The organism is Microbacterium sp. Cr-K32, assembly GCF_000708345.1.
In the GTDB taxonomy this organism is placed as follows: Bacteria; Actinomycetota; Actinomycetes; order Actinomycetales; family Microbacteriaceae; genus Microbacterium; species Microbacterium maritypicum_A.
The window spans coordinates 311,077-330,795 of the sequence record NZ_JARD01000028.1; the positions used below are offsets into that span (position 1 = coordinate 311,077).

The following is a 19,719-nucleotide window of genomic DNA, read 5'->3' on the forward strand; positions in this document are numbered from 1 at the left end:
TGCGGAGAGGTTGAAGTTCATGGAACAGATGCTATCGCGCACCGCGACCCGCGGAGTCACGACGGATGCCGACGCCGACCGCTCACGGGGTCAGCCGGTGCAGGTCGCGTGGGAAGAGCGTCACCTCCCGGATGTTCGACGCCTCGATGAGCCGCGACACCCAGCGCTCCAGGCCGATCGCGAAACCGCCATGCGGAGGCATCCCGTGGGCGAAGGCCGAGAGGTACGCAGAGTAGGCGTCGGGCGATTCGCCCCGCGCCTCGATGGCCGCGACGTACTCGGAGTGACGGTGCAGGCGTTGCCCGCCGGTCACGAGCTCGAGGCCACGGAAGATCAGGTCGAAGCTGTTGCTCCACCGCGGGTCGTCCGGCTGGGGGTGCGTGTAGAAGGGCCGCTTGCGCATCGGATACCCCTCCACGGCGAGCACGTCGCTGCCGTACCGCTCCTTCGCCCATTCGCCGAGAGCGCGCTCGTGCGCCGGAGCCAGGTCGGGCTCGTCGTCCGGGGCGCCGACCCGTCGCAGCGCGTCCTGGAAGTGGATCACCGGGATCTCGTCGGGGATCGTCGGAAGAGCGAGACCGAGGCGCTCGACGGCCTCCGCGCTCTCGGTGCGGATGCCGTCGATCATGCCGAGCAGGACCCGATGCAGCAGCGCGAGCACATCGCGATGGTCGCGGATGAAGCCCAGCTCGGCGTCGAGCGACACGTATTCGGCGAGGTGCCTCACCGTGTCGTGCGGCTCGGCTCGGAACACAGGCCCCGTCTCGTAGACGCGCTCGAAGACGCCGACCAGCTGCTGCTTAAAGAACTGCGGACTCTGCGCGAGGTAGGCGGTGGTGCCGAAGTAGTCGACGGGGAACACGTTGGCCCCCGACTCCGTGACGGAGTCGACGAGCTTGGGCGTCTGGATCTCGGTGAATCCCTCGGCGTCGAGCGTGTGACGGAATGCGCGCATGCTCGCCGCCGCCAGCTCCCACTTGGCACGCTGGGCAGGATGCCGCCAGGTCACGGCCGCATGGTCGAGCACGGTCGGAAGCGCGGCGTCGAGTGTGGGACGCCACAGCTCGACGACCGGGGTGCGCGCGGGCTCCGAGAGCAGGGCGATGTCGGGAGCGGTCACCTCGATGCCGCCGGGGGCATGCGCGTTCGCCGTGGCCGTGCCTTCGATGCGCACGACCGTCTCCTCACCCGGCAGGCCGCCGTCCGGCAGCTGTTCGGGCCGGAACACGATCTGCGCGAGTCCGGTGCGGTCGCGCAGGATCAGGAACGACACGGTGGCGAGTTCCCTGCGCCGATGCACGTGTCCCATGAGGGTGATGCGCGCGCCAGGGGGCGTGAACGGAAGCCGGGCGGCGAGAGTGCGAGCGGGGTCGGATGACGACATGATTCCTCCAGGTGGCGAAAGCCCTGGAGGTGCGGGCGGGGGCTAGATCGCGGTGCCACCACACCTTCGCCGATCGCTCATCGGCCTCTCGTCGATACGCCGGACGCGCGGGAGCCGCCTGCCCGAAGGCCGAGGGTCGTCACTCCCTCGCAGCTGCCGTCGCCATCGTAACATCGCGCTCACCCTCTCCCCCGGCGCGTGCTTCGCTCACGAGCACGGCCGCGACGCCGGCGGCGCACAGGACGAATCCGAGGAGCGTGATGACGGTGAGCGGCTCCCCGAGCAGCAGCGCTCCCGCGGCTGCGGTCGTCGGAGCGACCAGGAAGAGCAGCGCGTTCAATGCCGTGATGCCCACCCGGCGCAGCAGCCACCAGTACAGCCCGTAGGCGGCGAGAGTCGGGAAGGCCGCGGCGAATCCTGCGGCGAGCCAGAACGAGACGGATGCCGGGGGCGCGAGCGCTCCGAAGACCGCGGCGATGGGCACGAGTGCCACGGCCGTCACGGTCACGTGGATGGCCAGGGTGACGAGGGTGCCGGTCCGCGGCGCCGAGCGGCGCTGGAGGAACGTGCCGACGATCAGGCAGGCCATCGCCAGCGCCGGCCACACATAGCTGGACGGGTGCGCCTCCGAATCGTCGAGCTGCGACCGCACGACCAGGAGCACACCCGCCGCCCCGACGAGGAGTCCGGCCCACTGCACTCCGCGGACGCGCAGGCCCAGCAGCGGACCGACCAGGACCGCGACGATGAGCGGCTGCACTGCGTCGATCAGCGCGGTCGTCCCTGTCGCGACGCCCGCCGCGATCGCCGCATAGACCGATGCGCAGTAGCCGAACTGCGCGAAGAGGCCGATGAGCGCCTGCCGCCCGACATCGACGCGAGTGATGCCCTCGGAGGCCCCGGTGAGCACCACGATGACGACCAGGATCACCGCGAGCGGCACGAACCGCCACACGAGCAGGGTCAGGGGTGCCACGGCCTCGACGGCGATCGCGGGCACGAGGAAGCCGGAGCTCCACGTCACGACGAACGCCGCGGAGGCCAGCACCGTCACCACGAGACGAAGTACACCGATCTGTTTACTCATCTCGATGACTATACAGGTCGGTGTAGTCAGAGCGGTATAGTGATGACATGGCCGTCCCGGTTCCCGAACTCGCCCCGCTCACCCCCGGCGCCACCCGTGTGCTCGACGCGGCGTCACGACTCTTCTATGAACGCGGCATCCATGCGGTCGGCGTCGACACCATCGCCGACGCGGCCGGGGTCACGAAGAAGACGCTCTACGATCGGTTCGGCTCGAAGGAAGCCCTGGTCGTCTCCTACCTCCAGCACCGCGACGCACTCTGGCGCGCGCACGTCGCCCGGCACCTCGACCGCACTCCCGAGCCCGGCATCGATCGGGTCCTCGCCGTGTTCGACGCGGCGATCACCTGGTCCGACGAATACAGCCCGAAAGGGTGCAGTGCCATCAACGCCCGAGCGGAGATCGGCGACGGCCACGACGGCCACCCGGTCTTTCCCGAGGTGTCGCGGCAGAAGGCCTGGCTGCTGGAGCTGTTCTTCGAGCTGTGCCGCGAAGCGCGCCTCTCGAAACCCGCCCTGATGTCGAAGGCCATGATGCTGCTCTACGAAGGTGCGATCGTCACGGTCGGAATGGAGACCTTCGCCGAGCCGTTCCAGGTGGCGCGAGAGCTGGCGCGCACCGCTCTGGAGCAGGACCGGCGCTGACCGACCCCGTCAGCCGATCGACTGCTGCGGAGCCACGGTCCGGCGACGGACGAGCGGCATCACGGCAGCGGCGACCACGACGATCGCGGCGACGAGCACCGCCGTGGTGAAGCCGCCGACGACCACCGCGGCGATCGTTCCCAGAACCGCGATCCCGAGACCGCCGCCCAGCGCGAAGCCGACCTCCTGGATCGCGCCGACCTGACCGGCGTCGTCTTCGGTGGTGACATCGAAGAGCGCGGTGGCCGCGAGCGTCGCCCCGATGCCGAAGCCGAAGCCGACGAGAGCCAGCGGCGCGGCGACGACCTCGGGATCGGTGAAGAGCCACGCCATTCCGCCCGCCTGCAGCAGCAGCGCACCGACGGTGAGCGCTTCGGCCCGCACCCAGCGGAGCGCGATCGGGGCGATCACTCCGCCGATCGCGATGGCTGCCGCCTGCGGGAGGATCGCGAGACCGGCCTCGGCGGCGCTCCATCCTCTCGTGTCCTGCAGGTGCAGGCTCACCAGGAGCACGGATGCCGAGGAGACGCCGCTCGCGACAAGGATGCGGGTGATGGCGGGACTGAATCCCGGGATCCCGAACAGGCGCATGTCGATGAGCGGTTCGGACAGCCTCCGCTGGCGAAGGACGAAGAACACGAGACTGCCGACGGCGACCACTGCGGCGATCCCCGCCGGCACGGGGGCGACGAGCGCCTCGTGCAGGGCGAAGGCGAGCGCGCCGAGAGCCACGATCGACGTGGCGATGCTCGGAAGATCCCATGACGGCGCCCGGGAGCTGCGGGAATCGGGCACCAGCCAGAGGGCGAGCACGCCGGCGAGCACTGCCAGGGGCACGCTCCCCAGCAGCAGCCAGCGCCATCCCGGCCCCTCCGCGAGGAGCCCACCCAGAACCGGTCCCAGCGCACTGCCCACTCCGAACGTCGCCGTCCACAGCCCGTACGCCAGCACTCGTTCCCTGGCGTGGTACTTCGCACCGATCGTGGCGACCACGCCGGCGACGACGAACGCCTCGGCGACGCCGAGGAGCGCCCGGACCGCGATGAACAGCAGTCCGCTCTGCGCGAATCCGCCGACCCCGTTAAGCACCGCGAATCCGGCGAGGCCGATCAGCACGATCCGCTTCCGCCCGAAGGCGTCGCCGATCCGCGCCGCGAGGATGAGCGTCGCTGCGAGCGAGAGTGCGTAGACGTCGCGCGAGCCAGAGACCCTCGGTGTCGCTGAGGGCGAGCTCGCCGCGGATGGCCGGAAGCGCCGTGGAGACGCTGCTGATGGCGAGCGCGCCGATCAGGATCCCGAGCAGCAGAGGCACCATCGCGAACCAGAGACGAAGGGTCGAACGCGCAGCGGTCACGGTGGGGGCGGAAGTCACGTGTTCAGTCTGTAAAGTACAGACAGAAGCTGCAAGTACGGTCATTCCTGTCACGTACTGACACAGTGGATACTATGGGCGACCGGCACGAGGAGGGTGCGATGAGGGAGAAGACCGAGCGGATCGTGCGCGACTGGTCGGAGTCATGCGACGCCGAGGTGTCGATAGCGGTCCTCGGCGGGGCCTGGAAGCCGAGCATCCTCACGCTTCTCGGCGAGCACGAGGTGCTGCGGTTCGGAGAACTCGGGCGCCTCTTGGAGAACCCCACCGCGCGCGTGCTCACCCGCCAGCTGCGCGAGCTGGAGGAGGACGGACTCATCACCCGCACGGTGTACCGGCAGGTGCCGCCGAAGGTCGAGTATCGCCTCAGCGAACTCGGCACGACCGCGACGCCGCTGCTCGTCGAACTGACACGGTGGGGCACGCAGTACGCCGAACGGCAGCGCGCCTCGGTGACAGCCGGCACGTCCGACGACCGGGATCCGGTCGTCGCCTAGCGGTCTGCTCCGTCGCTGTCGAGGAAGACCCCGACGCGCTCGCCGTCGTACACGAACTGCAGCGCCGTTCCCGAGGGGAACCGTTCGCTGAGTTCCTTCGGCGCGCTGCTGTCGAACGGCACCTCGACGGTCGCGGGGAACGTGCCGACGGCGCAGCCGGTGTAGATGGGTCCGTCGTAGCTCCAGCTCGAGGAGGCGTCGAACTCCTCCACTTTCGGAACCTGGTCGGCCCGGGCGACGGTGAAGCACTCGCTCCCGATGCCCCCGCCGCCATACCCTCCCGTGGTCTCCATCAGAGCCAGGCCGTAGAAGTCGAACACGGCGGAACTCGGGCCGGCTCCCATCCACCCTGCCGGGATCTGCAGGGCCGACGTGGGTTCGAGGGTGGCGATCTGCGGCGCTCCGGAGGAGACGGCGACGGGAGCGATCTTCACGAGAGCGAAGGTGACGGCCGCCGAGATCGCGGCAGCAGCCACGATCGCGACCCACCAGAGGACCGTGGTCGTGCGCTCCGAGAACCAGGCCGCCATGCGCTCCGCCGGTTCCTCCTTCGGTGCGACCGGACCCGACGGATCGGCGGGAACATCGGCGGGGGCGTCGGCGAACACGTCGAGCGCGTCCCCCTCCGGCTCCGGCGCGCCTTCTCCCGGCCATGTCTCGTGCCGAGCGGAGTCGGCCGATCGGTTTCGGGCAGCCCGCCCGAGCTGCTCGACGTCGGGAACGGGCACGATGGCATCGGCCACCGCGGGCTTCGGCTGCCGCATCGCTTCCAGCTGCTGGAGGCGCCGGAGTGCGGCCGGGTCGTTCTCGATGTCCGCCGTCGGACCATAGGCGCGGGCCCGCAGGACGCGGAGCTCGTCTTCAGCAGCAGTGCTCATCTCCGGCATCGTCTCACAGGCCGGAGGATCAGCCGCAGAACGCCGAGGCCGAGTCCTTGAGCTGCTCGATCGCCTCGACCGTCTCTGGAGCCTGCAGGTCTGTCATGCCGCCGATCTGCGTGGCACCCGAGCGGATGAGGTCTCCCAGCTGGCCGTCGACGTTCGCCGCGAGCCCCTCGAGCGATGCGACGAGCTCATCGCGGGCGGCATCGGCCTGCTCCGCCGAGACCTCACCCTGGTCGAGCAGCGACTGGTACTGCCCGTAGGCGTCGTCGATCGTCGTGCAGGTCGCCTGCACGTCGATGCCCACGGCGTCGCCGGCCATCTGCGTCACCTGCGAGCACCCGGCGAGGAGCCCGGCGGCGAGTCCGGCAGCGAGGACGACGGGGAGGACCACGATTCGGCGCATGGCACGAGGGTAGCCGGTCCGCCTGACGGCCTCCTGCGCCGCGTGCGATCTCCTGCGGCGCGTGCGACCACGGGCGTGGAGCATGCGCACGGGCGCGCCCGTCTATCATCGCAAGCGCACGATGGCCGAGGAGGTGGGCGCCTGATGAAGGTCATGCTCGTGGACGACGATGCGGAGATCCGCCTCGGTTTCACGACCGCTCTGCGACGCCGGGGTCACACCGTCGATACAGCCGAGGATGTCGCCTCGGCCCGCCGGCTCGCCGCACTCATCGTCCCGGATGTCGCGATCATCGACGTCATGCTCCCGGACGGCGACGGGTTCTCGCTGTGCCGAGAGATCCGCACCCGATGGGGCTTCCCGACCGTGATGCTCACCGCGCGAGACGAGGATGCAGACGTCGTCGTCGGCCTCGACGCCGGAGCCGACGACTACATCGCCAAGCCCGTCAGCGTGGCCGTGCTCGAAGCACGCCTGCGGACGGTTCTGCGTCGCAGCTCCCGCCTCACCGTGGAGCCCCTGCGTGTCGGGTCGCTCGAACTGCACGAGGACTCCGCCGAGGCGCTGGCCGACGGCGAGCCCCTCCCGCTGAGCGCCACCGAGTTCCGGCTCCTCCATGAGCTGGCCCTGAATGACGGACACGCTCTGAGCCGCTCCCGACTGATCGACGCGGTCTGGGCGCAGTCGCCGCCCGACACCCCGCGGGTCGTGGACACCGCCATCCAGCGGCTGCGTGCCAAACTGACCGCAGCGAACGTCTCGACGCCGCAGCTGGAGACCATCCGCGGGATCGGGTACCGGCTGCGATGACCGCACGTCGGCGTCGCCCCACCCTCCGTGCGGCGATCGCGCTCGCCCTCGTGGGCAGCACGATCGCGGTGTCGGTCCTCGTCACCGGGGTCGTGGTGCTCACCGCGGGACGGATCGTCTACGAATCCCGGCAACAGGGGCTGCTCGACGAGTTCTCGACCACCGCGGACGCCCTGTTCACCTCCATCTCCACCGGGTCCCCCGAGGACACCTGGAAGTACTACGCCGAGATCCTTCCCGGCGAGACGGTCATCATCGACCTCGACAGCGGCCGGAGCGCGGGCGAGCTCCGGCCGGACCAGGTGCCGGATGCGCTCGCCATCGACGACACCCGTCGCTCCGGAGACCTGACGTCGCTGATGACCACGCTCGAAGGGCGCGACGTCTTCTTCGTCTCCGTGGTGCGGGACGATCTCCCCCAGGACCCGAGCGCCCGACTCGCCGTGGTCACGGCGTACTCGATGGAGCCGCAGCGGGAGCAGGTGCGGGAGCTCGTCATCTCCGGGGCGCTCCTGAGCGGCGGCGTGGTGGTGCTCGTCGTGCTGCTCGAACGCCTTCTCGGCGGAGCGTTGACACGCCCGCTCCGCCGTCTGGTCGACACCGCGCAGGCGGTCGGGTCCGGCGAGGGGCCACCGGCGTGGAAACCGTCGTTCGACGACGTCGACCGGGTGGCCGATGCTCTTCGCCTCTCCTCCGAACAGTTGGGGTCCACCATCGCGCAGCTGCAGCGCCGGGAAGCGGAGTCCCGACGGCTCGTCAGCGACGTCGCCCATGAGCTGCGCACGCCCCTCACGTCGATGATGGCGGTCGACGAACTCCTCGACGACGACGAGCAGACGACGGCGGAGGAGCGGGCGGTCGCCGCCGCGGTCGTACGCACCGGAACCCGCCGCCTGCACTCGCTGATCGAGCACCTGCTCGAACTCTCCCGCCTCGACGCCGGGGTCGCGCGCGTGCACCGCACGACCGTCTCTCTCCCCGATCTGCTGCACGACGTGATCGACGCGACAGGGGTCGATCACGTCGAGGTGTCGATCTCCCCCGATCTCCGCATCCACACCGACCCCGCCCGGCTGCACACCGTGGTGGCGAACCTGCTCACGAACGCCTCCAGGCACGGGCGACCACCCCTCACCGTCCGGGTGCACGAAGACGGGGACGCGGTGCACATCGACGTCGGCGACCAGGGCCCCGGCATCGCCGAGGCCGACACGGAGCGGGTGTTCGACCGCTTCGTCACCACCGACCGTTCGCGCTCCGACGGGGTGGGAACGGGGCTCGGTCTCGCGATCGCCCGCGACAACGCACGGCTCCTCGGCGGAGACCTCACACTCCTGGTCCGGTCTCCCGGGGCGACGTTCCGTGTGACCATGCCCCGCGTGTGACACTCGTGTGACATTCCTCCTCGACACTGGCCGTTCGCCGATGTCGAGAGGTCGTGCCCATGAGTCTTCCCCCGTCCCCTTCTCCGCGCAGACAGGCGTCTCCGAGCGGACAGCGCCGGAGACGCCTGCGGCGCTTCCTCACCCTGACCGCAATCGCCGTCCTGGTCATCGGCGGAGGAACGGTCGCGGTCGCGGCGATCCGGTTGTCGCAGAACGTCACCACGGTCGACCTGCACCCCGCACGCACGGACGAGCCACCCGTCGTCGCGGATTTCGACGGCGAGTTCGACGTGCTGCTCGTCGGTTCCGACGGTCGCGCAGGGCAGGGGGCACAGTACGGTGAGGGCGGCGACGTCGAAGGCAGCAGGAACGACGTGACGCTGCTGCTGCACGTGAACGAGTCGCACGACGCGGCCACCGTGATCTCCTTCCCGCGCGATCTGCTCGTCGACATGCCCGCATGCACCGACCCCGACTCCGGGAAGACCTGGGATGCCGGTCACCGGGTGCAGTTCAACGAGTCCCTCGCCCGCGGCGGACTGGGGTGCGTCGCCTCCACGGTCACGGCACTCACCGGGATCGATCTCGCCTACGCGGCGGAGATCAGCTTCACCGGGGTGATCGACGCTTCCGACGCGGTCGGCGGCGTGCCCATCTGCTTCGCCGGCCCGGTACACGATCGGCACTCCGGCTTGGAGATCCCCGAAGCCGGGACCTACGACCTCAGCGGAGAACAGGCTCTGGCGCTCCTGCGCTCCCGCTACGGCATCGGCGACGGGAGCGACCTCGCCCGCATCTCGACGCAGCAGGTGTTCCTCTCCTCTCTGGTGCGCACGCTCCGCGATCGGTCCACCTTGACGGATCCGGTGAAGCTCTACGGGATCGCCGATGCGGCGACCAGGAACATGACGCTGTCCACGCCGCTCGCCGACCTCGGCACCCTCGCGTCGATGGCGAAGGTCTTCAGCGACCTCCCCCTCGAGAACATCGCGTTCGTCTCCTATCCGCACCTTCCGGCGGGCGATCGTGTCGTCCCCGATGAGCAGGCCGCGGCCGCGCTGATGGAAGGGGTGACCTCGGGCGAGACGGTGAACATCAGCGCCGACCACACCGGCCGCGGCAGCGAGCTGGCCACCCCGCCGGTCGCCTCGCCGTCCGAAGGACCGACGACGACGCCCGGAACCGAGGCGCAGCCCGGCACCGAGACGCAGCCCGGCACCGAGACGCAGCCCGAGAGCCTGCCGGCGAACGTCGACGGGCAGAGTGCGGCGCAGGACACCTGCGTGCGCCCGTACTCCGGGTAGCGCGGGAGACTCCGCCGCCACCCGGGACTTTCGACGGTTCGACCGTCACAAAGACCTCTCGGGAAGGTACTCGGCGAGGTCTCGGCGGCTGGTCGTCGCGGTCTTCTTCATGATGCGGTGCAGATGGCTCTCCACCGTGCGCACGCTCAGCACCAGCTCCGTGGCGATCTGCTGGTTCGACCAGCCCATGGCTGCCAAGCGCGCGAGTTGGATCTCGCGCTTCGTCAGCAGGATATCCGCGCTGCGGAAGCGTGCCGCGTCGAACGTCCCCGGTTCGAGACCGGCGATGAGTTCCTCCCCGGCACGGCGTACGCGTTCCGCATCCTCCGCATGACCCGCGTCTTCGAAGAGCTGTGCCGCGCGGTCGTAGGCGTTGACGGCGAAGCCGGCGCGTCCGGTGCGCAGGAGCCGCGGTGCGGACTCCTCCAGTTGCGTCGGATTCTTCGTGACGAGTGCCTCGACATATGTGCGAAGGGCGCCGACGAACTCCCCCTCGACGGCATCGAGACGCGGACGGAGCTCCTCGAATCGCTCGGGATCAGGCCACAATTCCAACTCGATCAGATGCACCAGCACCGCGCTCCACCGTGCCCCGCGTCGCCAGAGGCGCTCAGCACCCTGGAGAAGCTCCTGACGTGCGGTATCGGCGCGCCCGGCGGCGAGCTGAATCTGGCTGCGCGGCCAGCTCGTCGACATGGCGGGAAACGGTCCATCCGAGATCGCGAGGCGCTCCGCCTGGTCCAATCTCGTCTGGGCGAGGCCTGCGCTCCCGGTGCGTCCCGCCACGATGCTCCCGATACACAGCGCTCCCAGAAGCGAGGTCGGCGCGTTCGAGCTCGGAGTCCCGACCGCGAGCGCCGTCTCCACCAACGTCGTGGCCTCCCGATAGTCTCCGCGGACCAGCTGGCACAGCGCAGCGAAGTAGGCGGTCGTGCGCACGGCGGTGGCATCCGCGGAGGCGCGCGCGTGATCGAGCGCACTGTAGGCGAGAAGAGTGGCTTGGGCATGTTCGCCTTTCGCGAGGCGCACCAGGCCGCGAACGGTCTCGTGATCTGCCCAGTCCGCGCCCAGACTGTGAGGATCCACTTCAGCCAGCTCCTCCTCCGCGGCCATGATCCGTCCGGCGATGAGGAGTCCGGCGGCCCGGATGACGCGGACGAATCCGCGAACGTCATCGGGGAGCCCCTCTGGTGGCGCGACTTCATCGCGGATGTCTCCGTCGTATCCCTCATAGAGCAGCTCCAGACGCATCCGCGCCGCCTGCAGCGCTGGACGGAACTTCCCTGCAGACGACTCACCGTCGCGCAGCAACTGCTTCGCCTGTGCGACGCTTCCCCGTCCGGCGAGCCAGGCCGAGTGCCAGCCCCGCAATCGCACACTCGCCATGAGGTCGTCATCATGGACCGTGCGGTCGAGGATCGAACGAACCTCCCGCTGTCCGAGGTCACCGGCGCCCAGCGCGAGCAGATACGCGAAGGCGTTCCTCGCGCTCGGGTCCTGCTCCCATCCGGCTCGAGCGAGAAGGAGTCGCGCGCGGGCCGCGTCCTGCACCGAGCGAACGAACATCGCGTCCGGCTGCGCGGCGTGGAGGTCGCTGACGTCGGTGACCCCGCGAAGGATTGATTCATCCGCGATGTATCCCGCGTCCCCGCGCGCCAACCGGGCGGCACGCGCAGGAAGCGCGAGGTGTCGGAAGTACTCGGCGATCAGAGGCGGAGCGACGGCCGACCGCAGTTGACCGTTGACCGGCTCGAATGTGAGAAGGGCCTTTTCCTCGAGCTTCTCGACGAGAGCCCCACCGAGGAGAGCCACGGTGCTGTCGAGATCGAGCGGGCCACCGAGACTCAGGCGTTCGAGCGCACCTCTCTCCCGTCGCCCCAGCGGTCCGATGTGGCGTTCCACGAGACGACCGAGCGTCGGGCTCCACAGCTCACTCTGCGCCACCCATACGCCGTCGACCAGAACCAGTTGCCCCTCCTGGATACCGACCTCCCAGATGCCGATGGCGAGGCCCGCGAGCCCTCCGGACTTGCCGAAGATGCGGCTCAACGTCGCGGGGTCGATCGCCGCGTCGGCGCGCTGTTCCAGCAGAGCCTCGAGTTCATCCAGCCGCAACGGCTGCAAGCGGAGTTGGTAGGCGCGTCCGAGGTGAGGGTTGCGCGCTCCCTGAAGCACTTCCTTGACGCGGCGGTGCGTCGTCACGACGGGGAACATCATCTGGTGCTGAACCGCCCGGATGACCCCCCACGACGCGTCGTCGAGGTGGTCGGCATCATCGACGAGCACGACGAAGTCCGCCTGCGCCGCCTCTCTGAGGCGTTGGGAGTAGCCACTGACGTCCGGCAACCGCGACACCTGCGCGGGGTCACCGAAGAACGCCGCGAGTGCTCCCAGCGGAACGCGCTTCAGTCCGGGCGCGCCGGCAATCAGCAGGACGGAGAAGCCGCTCGCCCGCAGCACCTCCTGAAGGCGGCGCAGGAAGGTGGTGCGTCCGTTACCCGGCCGACCATAAACCGCGACGTCGACACCGGATCGGACGTAGGCGACCGCATCGGTGAGGGCAACCTGATTGCCGAACATGCGTTCAGTTTGGCCTGGAAGGACAGAAGAAGCGAGGGATCGGAGGAATCGAGACCCCGATCGGGTCTCAAGAGGCAACGAGGTGGGCTTCGATCACCGTGTTCTGGACCGAGCGCGCGCCGGAGGGAAGCTGCTGACAGGTGATGATCACGAGCCGTCCCGGACGGTCGGCCCACAGCGCGGACTGCGCGGAGAGCTCCCCTTTGTCCACCGAGTACGACGAGTCCACCGCGTAGACCTTCTCTCCCACCAGCACCTGCGCACCCGCGGGCACGGCGGCACGTCCGTCGGCGACATCGATCAGGTAGTTGCCCGGCGCGACGCCAGGAGCGGGGATCGAGTGCATGACGACGTAGGTCGTGCCCGCAGACGGATCATCGGGGACGCCCAGGTTCCGCACGGTGTACGCCGATGTGAACCCCGGTGGGGTGATCTCACCATCGACCATGTCGAGCCCGCCGAGCGGCACGTCCAAGCCCACCGACGGTACGGCGAAGCGCTCACCGAGGTCCTCGACGACGTTCATGAGGGCGAGGGACTGAGGGGTCTGGATCGGGTCTTCGAGCACCACCGCGTTGCCGGCCATGTCTCGTGTCGATTCCGCAGGCGCGGAGGGCTCCTCGCCCGCGCCGAAGAGAAAGGGAAGTGCTGCCGCGACGACGATCAGAACCGCTGCGCCGGCGATCCACACGAAGGGGAGCCTGCGCTCGCGCCGGACGGACGCGGTGTCGGCATCGCCGGGAGTCGGGGAGACGGTCGGAATGTTCATGTCATCGAATCTGTCAGGAGGGAGCGGGAGAAAGGACGAGCCCGCGAAGGACGAGACGCACCGAGAAGCCGGCCCACGTCGTCATCGAGACGATGGGGCCGACCTCGGGACGGAGGACTCAGCTACGCTGCGCCCGGACCTTGCGGAAACCGATCACACCGGCCGCCGCCGCCAGCAGTGCGAGCAGCGCGGATCCGCCGACCGCCCAGGGAGCCGTCGAGTCCGCATCGGCGGCGAGCGCTCCTCCGGTGTGCACGGAGGGTCCACCCGCAGTCGCCGTGCCACCGTCGGAGGTGTCGGCCCCGGTGCTGTCATCCGGGATCGGTGCGGATGCTGCGCTCACGGTCCAGAGGAACGTGGTGTCGACCGTTGCCGCCGAGTCGGAGGATGCCGACACGGTGACGGTGTACTCACCGGCCGCAGTAGGAACGCCCGAGATCACACCGGTCGCGGAATCGATGGTCACTCCGTCCGGCAGGTTGTCAGCCGAGTAGCTCAGCGCGGATGAGTCGCTCGACGACGCCTCGACCTGAACCGCCACATCGTCGCCGACGGTGTTGACCTGGTCGTCGACTCCGGTCACGGTGATGGCCGGCACGGGAATGTCGTCGGAGGCGGCGACGGTGAGGGTGCTCGTGGCCGCGGCCGTGGGAGTGATCGCGCCCGTCGTCGGGTCCATTGCTGCTTCGAGCATGCGGCCCTCGGAACCGAACAGAGGGTGGAAGCCGTATCCGCCGGCAATGACCTGCAGGGCGGAACCCTCGGCCGTGTCATCGTCGACCGTGACCTGGAACGTGGCGGTCTCAGGGTCTCCCGAGCCGTTGTCGCCGACACCGGCGGGGTCGAGCTCGGCGGTGCTCCAGTGGAGGCGGTTGTCTGCATCGATGTCGACGGAGCCGCTCGTGGTCTGCAGCGAGCCGTCGACGAGGGTGGCGTGCGTGAGAAGGTCCGTCAGATCAGCTGCGGCGACGACGTTCTCGTTCGCGTTCCACAGATGAGTGAGCGCCGTGAGCGAGTAGGTGATCGTATCCCCCGCCTGCACCGTGCCCCCGGTTGCGGGAGTGCTGGCGAGTGTGAGTTCCTCCGAATACCACTGCGGGACATCCCATGTCGCGCGACAGTCCGTTTCGGTGCCGGTCTGGCAGTTTCCCGGCACCGTGTCGGTGCTCGTGGTGAGCGTGCTCGCCGAGACGGTGGCGTACTCGGAGTGGGTATCCGTGGTCCACGCTCTCATGGTGAACGGAGCAGAGACGAGAGCAGTCTTTCCTGCGGGGACCTCGAAGCTCAGGTGCTTCTCCTGCGTTCCGGACCAGGTGAGCGGAACTTGGGAGCCGTCGATCGTCACGGTCGGTGCAGACGTGTGGCCCAGGATGTCCTGTCGCCATTCCTGACCGTTCGTGCCGGAGACGCCGAAGGTGAGGTCGACGACGCCGGATTCGTCGGTGTTGTTCGAGGCAGCGATGCTGACGATCTGCTCGTCACCGTTGGCCCACTCGGAGGTGGGGTTGACGGCGACGTCGAGAGCATCCGTCTCCGCAGCGCTCGCGGCAAGCGGGGCGGCGAAGAGCCCCCCGGCGAGGATGGCGACCGCGCCCGCGCTGAGCGCGAAACGGCCGGACTTGGTGTTTCTCATGCTGTTCCTTACCTCGGCACCCGAATGGAGGATCGGATGCTGCTGTCGATGGGCACGGTTCGTGTTGTGCTGTCCCCCAGATCCGCGGACCGTGCACAACCCACCCCACCGCACCGCGGGGAGCTCTCCAGAGGATGGGATCCCCTTGACGTGGCACTTCCGAGCGATTGCAGTGATGGCCACGAGTCGCCTCAGTGGCCGCGCACGCCGGCATCAGAGGAAGTGCCGCCGGGGAATCGTGACGCGCCCCGCGTCCTCCCGCCGATACCTACGTCGACGGCGGCGACCACTTCACGCCTTACGAACGGCACCTCAGTCGGGGGACATCGATACGGAGTCGAAGCTGAACTGCGATCGAACGACTCTCCGGCTGATGTGATGGGACCGGTGATGCAGGCGGTGGGGACCGTCTTCATCTCGGGAGCGGCCTCTTCCGCTCCTCCCACTGCTGGCTCCCCGGCCAGCGGAGGTGGGTGACCCGCGCTCTCCCCAGTGTCCCGGTCACCCCCTCCATCCTCCTCGGGCGCGATCTCCGGTCGGTCGACTCTCGGACGCGGTCATCGACGGAGCGGGCCCCGGGAGGATCTGCTTCCCGGGGCCCGCTCCTTCGCACGACGTGGACTATCGTGCGGCGCTCGTCACGGCGAACCACCCGTCAGGGTGAACGGGACGGTCGTGGCATTGCCCGCCACGTCGTACACGATCAGAGTGTTCGCCCCGGCGACGGCTCCGAACGCTCCCGGCTTCACGAAGTTGAGGTCTGACCAGACGTTGTCCGTCAGGTCTTTCCCCACCCCGTTCAGGACCAGCCGATCCACCCTGCCCGCGTCGTTGAGCTTGTACGACACCAGGCCGTACGAGCCGCCCGCACCGACGGTGAACGCTCCACCGTCTTTGACGGTGACGGCGGGACCGGTGACGTCGAGGGTGAATCGCACGGTGGTGGCGTTGCCGGCCACGTCGTACACGACCAGGGTGTTCTCCCCCTCGACCGCCCCGAACGCGCCGGGGACGACACCGTTGAGGTCCGACCAGACCGCGTCCGTGAGGTCCTTCGGCACCCCGTTCAGCGTCAGCCGATCGATCATCCCGACATCCTGGAGCTGGAACGATGCCCTGCTGTAGGCGCCGTCCCGTCCGACCGTGAACTCCGCACCGCTCTTGACCGTCACCGCGGGCGCCGTGGTGTCCACGGCCGCCGCGGTGATCGAGAGGTCGCGCAGGCGCCCGAAGTTGTCGAAGGAGCCGAAGCCCACCCGGCCCTCGGGGAACGTCGTGTCGTTCGCGGTCATCAGCGGGGTGTCGAGGCCGTCCACGTAGACGGCGATTTCGCCGCTGTCGACGCAGCGGACCACACGCACGTCGTGCCACTCCTCGTCCGTGACCGCCGGTGGAGCACCGATCGCGCCGTCCCACTGATCGTCGATCCGCTCCCGATCCGCCTTGTTCACCTTGAAGATGCCGTTGTGCGGGTAGATCGAGTTGTCCTGCGAGAGGTGTGCGTAGTAGTACTCCGTGTCCGACTTCCAGCCGAACACGATGATCACGTCGCGGTTGTTCACGGAGGCCTTCTCGTCGAGGCGCACCTCGCCGGTGAGATCGAACGAGCCGAGCTCCGGCCCCTCGGTGAGCACGGCGTACTCGAACGGCCGGCGGATCCCGTCGTTCGGGTTGGTCCCCGCCTCGGTGAGCACGATCTGGTCACCGGGGAAGTCCCACTTGGCCGGTGTCCGCGGCGCCCAGTCGCCCTCCTCCATCACGTCGGTGATGACCTCGCCGTCCGGTGTGCAGGTCGGCGGCGTCGGCGGTTCGACCGGCGGCACGGCGTACAGCGCATACTGCGCCGCGACCTGCTCGGCCGTCGGCACCGTGTCGAGCAGCATGATGTCGTCCATCCGCCCGTTGAACGGATTGGCCTCCTTCGTGTTCTGCGGGAAGCTGCCGCCGATCTTGATGCCGGCCGGTGCGGTGTCGGACGTGGCTCCTCCACCCCACGGGTTCGCCGCGGTGTACTTCCCCGCGAGCTCCTCGCCGTTCATGAACAGCTTCATCTCGCCCGCCGCGAAGTCGAAGGTCGCCGCGAGGTGAACCCACTGCCCCTTCTTGAGGATCTCGTTCCACGGCAGGTCGGCCGCGAACGTCCACGAACCTGCGCCGTCGACTCGACGCCCGAGCGCCACGAGCTTGAGCTCGCCGTCGACCGTGATGACCTCGAGCAGCGCCCGCACCGCGTGACCGTCGGAGGTACCGGTGAGCACGCCCGCGAGACCGATCGCGTTGTACACGTCGTCGGGGTTCGCCGTGCCCGAGTTCGGGGCCGGGTGATCGCCGGTCGGCTTGAACCACCCCATGACGGCGGCCTTGTCGGTGTCGGCGAACGCGCCGAGCGAATCGACGCCGTCCGCGTCGTAGATGCCCGCCTTCCAGTCGTCGTTCGACGCGGTCCGCGGACTCATCTGCTGTGTCTGCAGGGCCTCTCCCGCACCGGGATAGGCGCGGTCCGCGACCCGCATCTCGACCCCGCCGTTGATCAGCGAGATATCGGTGCCGGAGCGCCCCTGATCGACCTCGATCGTCGGCGTCGCCGCGTCCGGGTGGTCGAAATCATGGTGCGTGACCACGTTCGGGGCGAGCGCCGGAAGGACGAACGGGGTGGTCGGCTCATCGACCGTCCGCGCCCCTGTGACCTTCCAGATCTTGCCGTTCGCCTTGGAGACGAGGTAGAGCTCGCCGTCGGCGTCGGAGCCGAACCGCAGGTCGACGCGTGTGTCGCCGACCAGCTTCTGGAACGTCGTCTCCTCACCGTCGGCGAAGACCCGCAGTTCCTCGATCGTGGCGAGGTCGTCGATGTCGCCGTCGTTGCGCACCATCTCCTCGGCATCCGTGGACAGCACCCAACCGCGCACCAGATCGGTGAAGAGGTAGCGCCCCTGGAGTTCGGGGATCTCACCGCGATAGACGAATCCGCCGTTCACGGCCACTCCCGCATCACCGGTCTGGCCGGGGTCGCGATTGTGATCGTAGGCGGCCACCGGGTAGGTGAAGCCGTTCTCGGCATCGTCCTTCGGCAGCGGGAAGATCTGCCGGTTCTCGGCGAGAAAGGAACCCTCCCGCACCGACCAGCCGAAGTTGTCTCCTGGTTCGACGGCGTAGATCGACTCGACCTGCCACTCGCCGATGTGCGCGAGATACATGGTGTGGTCGCCCTCGGTGTCCCAGCTGATGCGGTGCGGGTCGCGCATGCCCACCGCGTAGATCTCCGGCAGGGCATCCGCCTCGTCCACGAACGGGTTATCGGACGGGACGCCGTACTCGCCGTTCTCGCTGTCGTCGCCCGTCGGGCTCACGCGCAGGATCTTGCCCTGTGGTGTGGCCAGATCCTGCGGGTTGCCGTTGCCGACACCGTTGCCGCCGTCTCCGACCAGGATGTAGAGGTTGCCGTAATCGGCATCGCCCTCCGACACCGTCGGGTTGAACGCGATCTGCTGCACGGTGTGCACACGACCCGCGAACGGGATGCGCATGACTTCGCGGTGCGTTCCGGCGAAGGTCTCCGCCGACGGGTCGTCGGCCTTCCACTCGGTGATCACGCTGTGGAACGCGGTGGTGCCGAAGGCCGGGAAGTCCGGGGTGTCTTCGGTCAGCGCCGTGCCGCCCTCGGTGTGGACGGTGTAGAACAGCCCGTTCTCGGCGAAGTCGGGGTGGAACTCCGCGGAGCCGAGGCCCGTCCCGAGCCCTGCACTGTTGTGGAAGTTGTCGATGAACTCGTTCCGGACGTTGAGGTATGGGACGTATTCGCCCGATTCCTTGTCGACCAGGTAGAGGATGTCGTTGTTGTCGGGCACCATCAGCCGGCCGGAGTCGTCCGGCACCTCGTCGAGGTGCGTGATGCGGTTGTGGCGCACGAGGCGCGGGTCCTGCGTGGCCGGCGTCGTCTGCGACGCGGGCAGCTGCGCGAGCTCGGTCACCTCGATGCCGAGGTCGGCCATTCCCGGGTCGGGCAGCGGGTTCAGCAGCGGCTCATTCGCCGTGCCGCCCGGTGCGCAGTCGCCCGGGTTGCCCGTCGCGATCGCGAGGTTCTCGCCCGTGTTGTCGACGGCCACGTCGTCGAGCAGGAGGCGACCCATGCTCGTGGCGCCGTTCTTCCAGAAGAATCGGTCGAGCGCGCCGTTCACCGCCTGGCGGAAACCGAACTGCTGCTCGGCGCCCTCGGGGAGGCGGGTCTGCTGCTCGTATGCGCCGCCCTGGCTGTACACGGTGACCTTGTCGGCCGCGTTGTCGGCGACGATCCACACGCACTGCCAGGCGTCCTTCGACCACACGCCCGCCGGCGCGAACGACCCGCCGTCGCGCACGCGCAGCACGTCGTCGTTCTGGTTGTTCACGTAGGCGCGGCTGTGCGCGTAGTCGTTCGGCGCATCCACATCGGTCACCCCGAAGGAGGTGTCGACGCTGCCGGTGCGCAGGAAGCGGAAGAACAGCGTGCCGGTGGTGCCCTCGGCGATGGCCGGGATCGCGCGATACGACTGCTGACCGCCGCCGACGGACTCGACGACCTGGTTGTTACCGTTGAGCGGATCGGCGATCACACGGGGAGCCGCGGACGACGTCCATCCGTCCTGCCCGTTCAGTGCGACGCGCTCGTAGGCCTCGAAGTCGACGAGTTCGGTGAACGGCTCCGCCGCGACAGCAGGGCTCGTGGTCAGCAGCGCTCCGACCACGGCGGCCGCGGCGACGACCGCACCCGTTCGTCGTATGCCGAAGGATCGAGGAGGAGGTGCGACCGATCGGGAACTCGAGCTCGCGGTTCGCATGATTCGTTCGTGCATCAGAAACCTCTCAACGTCGTCGTCGTGTGGTGTCGTGCCGATGGTCGTGCCCCTCTCCGGGCCGGCACTACAGCGGAGAAGGCTCGAGCGGTACTGCAGTTCGGGGCATAAGCGCCTTCGGAAGCGCTTTCGCCGGAT

Annotated in this window: 15 protein-coding genes; 5 read left to right on the forward strand and 10 right to left on the reverse strand. The window is 68.8% G+C overall.

The window, feature by feature from the left end:
• Positions 1–82: 82 nt before the first annotated feature.
• Both aspS and GZ64_RS0115975 read right to left on the reverse strand, forming a co-directional pair.
• Positions 83–1,384 (reverse strand): aspartate--tRNA(Asn) ligase, encoded by a 1,302-nt coding sequence (gene aspS, locus GZ64_RS0115970; RefSeq protein ID WP_029267571.1) that lies wholly within the window; start codon positions 1,382–1,384, stop codon positions 83–85.
• Between the two features lie 139 nt (positions 1,385–1,523).
• Positions 1,524–2,471, reverse strand: coding sequence for a DMT family transporter (locus GZ64_RS0115975; protein ID WP_231479915.1), 948 nt, complete (start codon positions 2,469–2,471; stop codon positions 1,524–1,526).
• A 47-nt stretch (positions 2,472–2,518) separates the two neighbouring features.
• On the opposite strand from GZ64_RS0115975, the gene GZ64_RS0115980 reads away from it, so the two are divergent.
• Positions 2,519–3,115 carry a TetR/AcrR family transcriptional regulator gene (locus tag GZ64_RS0115980; RefSeq protein ID WP_029267575.1) on the forward strand — a complete coding sequence of 199 codons (597 nt, stop codon included), beginning with the start codon at positions 2,519–2,521 and terminating at the stop codon, positions 3,113–3,115.
• A gap of 9 nt (positions 3,116–3,124) precedes the next feature.
• Here GZ64_RS0115980 and GZ64_RS19220 read toward each other — a convergent pair whose 3' ends face one another.
• Together GZ64_RS19220 and GZ64_RS19515 are read right to left on the reverse strand one after the other, a co-directional pair.
• The gene (locus GZ64_RS19220; protein WP_081859776.1) at positions 3,125–4,276 is read right to left on the reverse strand and encodes an MFS transporter; all 1,152 of its coding nucleotides are present in this window, start codon (positions 4,274–4,276) and stop codon (positions 3,125–3,127) included.
• A complete protein-coding gene (locus GZ64_RS19515) occupies positions 4,197–4,487 on the reverse strand; it encodes a hypothetical protein (protein WP_029267579.1) in 291 nt (96 codons plus the stop codon). The genes GZ64_RS19220 and GZ64_RS19515 overlap by 80 nt, the downstream gene beginning before the upstream one ends.
• 101 nt (positions 4,488–4,588) lie before the next feature.
• On the opposite strand from GZ64_RS19515, the gene GZ64_RS19225 reads away from it, so the two are divergent.
• Complete coding sequence (locus GZ64_RS19225; RefSeq protein WP_029267580.1) at positions 4,589–4,984, forward strand: winged helix-turn-helix transcriptional regulator; 396 nt, start codon at positions 4,589–4,591, stop codon at positions 4,982–4,984.
• Here the strand turns inward: GZ64_RS19225 and GZ64_RS0116000 are convergent.
• Together GZ64_RS0116000 and GZ64_RS0116005 are read right to left on the reverse strand one after the other, a co-directional pair.
• Entirely contained in the window at positions 4,981–5,862 is an 882-nt protein-coding gene (locus tag GZ64_RS0116000; RefSeq protein ID WP_029267582.1) for a hypothetical protein, read from the reverse strand. The genes GZ64_RS19225 and GZ64_RS0116000 overlap by 4 nt on opposite strands.
• Positions 5,863–5,890: 28 nt before the next feature.
• A complete protein-coding gene (locus GZ64_RS0116005; protein ID WP_029267584.1) occupies positions 5,891–6,271 on the reverse strand; it encodes a hypothetical protein in 381 nt (126 codons plus the stop codon).
• Positions 6,272–6,415: 144 nt separating this feature from the next.
• Here GZ64_RS0116005 and GZ64_RS0116010 point away from each other — a divergent pair, with 144 nt between their 5' ends.
• The 3 genes from GZ64_RS0116010 to GZ64_RS0116020 are packed head-to-tail and all read left to right on the forward strand — an operon-like array spanning position 6,416 to position 9,770.
• Entirely contained in the window at positions 6,416–7,081 is a 666-nt protein-coding gene (locus tag GZ64_RS0116010; RefSeq protein WP_051668107.1) for a response regulator transcription factor, read from the forward strand.
• On the forward strand, positions 7,078–8,466 hold the full coding sequence (locus tag GZ64_RS19520) for a sensor histidine kinase (RefSeq protein WP_051668109.1): 1,389 nt from the start codon (positions 7,078–7,080) through the stop codon (positions 8,464–8,466). Before GZ64_RS0116010 ends, GZ64_RS19520 begins: the two co-directional genes overlap by 4 nt.
• Before the next feature lie 59 nt (positions 8,467–8,525).
• On the forward strand, positions 8,526–9,770 hold the full coding sequence (locus GZ64_RS0116020) for an LCP family protein (RefSeq protein WP_029267589.1): 1,245 nt from the start codon (positions 8,526–8,528) through the stop codon (positions 9,768–9,770).
• Between the two features lie 45 nt (positions 9,771–9,815).
• Here the strand turns inward: GZ64_RS0116020 and GZ64_RS0116025 are convergent, their stop codons facing one another.
• The 4 genes from GZ64_RS0116025 to GZ64_RS19900 all read right to left on the reverse strand — a co-directional run bounded on the left by GZ64_RS0116025 (position 9,816) and on the right by GZ64_RS19900 (position 19,566).
• The gene (locus GZ64_RS0116025; RefSeq protein WP_029259916.1) at positions 9,816–12,350 is read right to left on the reverse strand and encodes a helix-turn-helix transcriptional regulator; all 2,535 of its coding nucleotides are present in this window, start codon (positions 12,348–12,350) and stop codon (positions 9,816–9,818) included.
• A 67-nt stretch (positions 12,351–12,417) separates the two neighbouring features.
• Complete coding sequence (locus GZ64_RS0116030) at positions 12,418–13,119, reverse strand: class F sortase (RefSeq protein WP_051668111.1); 702 nt, start codon at positions 13,117–13,119, stop codon at positions 12,418–12,420.
• A 118-nt stretch (positions 13,120–13,237) separates the two neighbouring features.
• Positions 13,238–14,752, reverse strand: a complete 1,515-nt coding sequence (locus GZ64_RS0116035) for an Ig domain-containing protein (protein ID WP_029259914.1) — start codon at positions 14,750–14,752, stop codon at positions 13,238–13,240.
• Positions 14,753–15,390: 638 nt separating this feature from the next.
• The gene (locus tag GZ64_RS19900) at positions 15,391–19,566 is read right to left on the reverse strand and encodes a PQQ-dependent sugar dehydrogenase (protein ID WP_029267593.1); all 4,176 of its coding nucleotides are present in this window, start codon (positions 19,564–19,566) and stop codon (positions 15,391–15,393) included.
• Positions 19,567–19,719 lie beyond the last annotated feature (153 nt).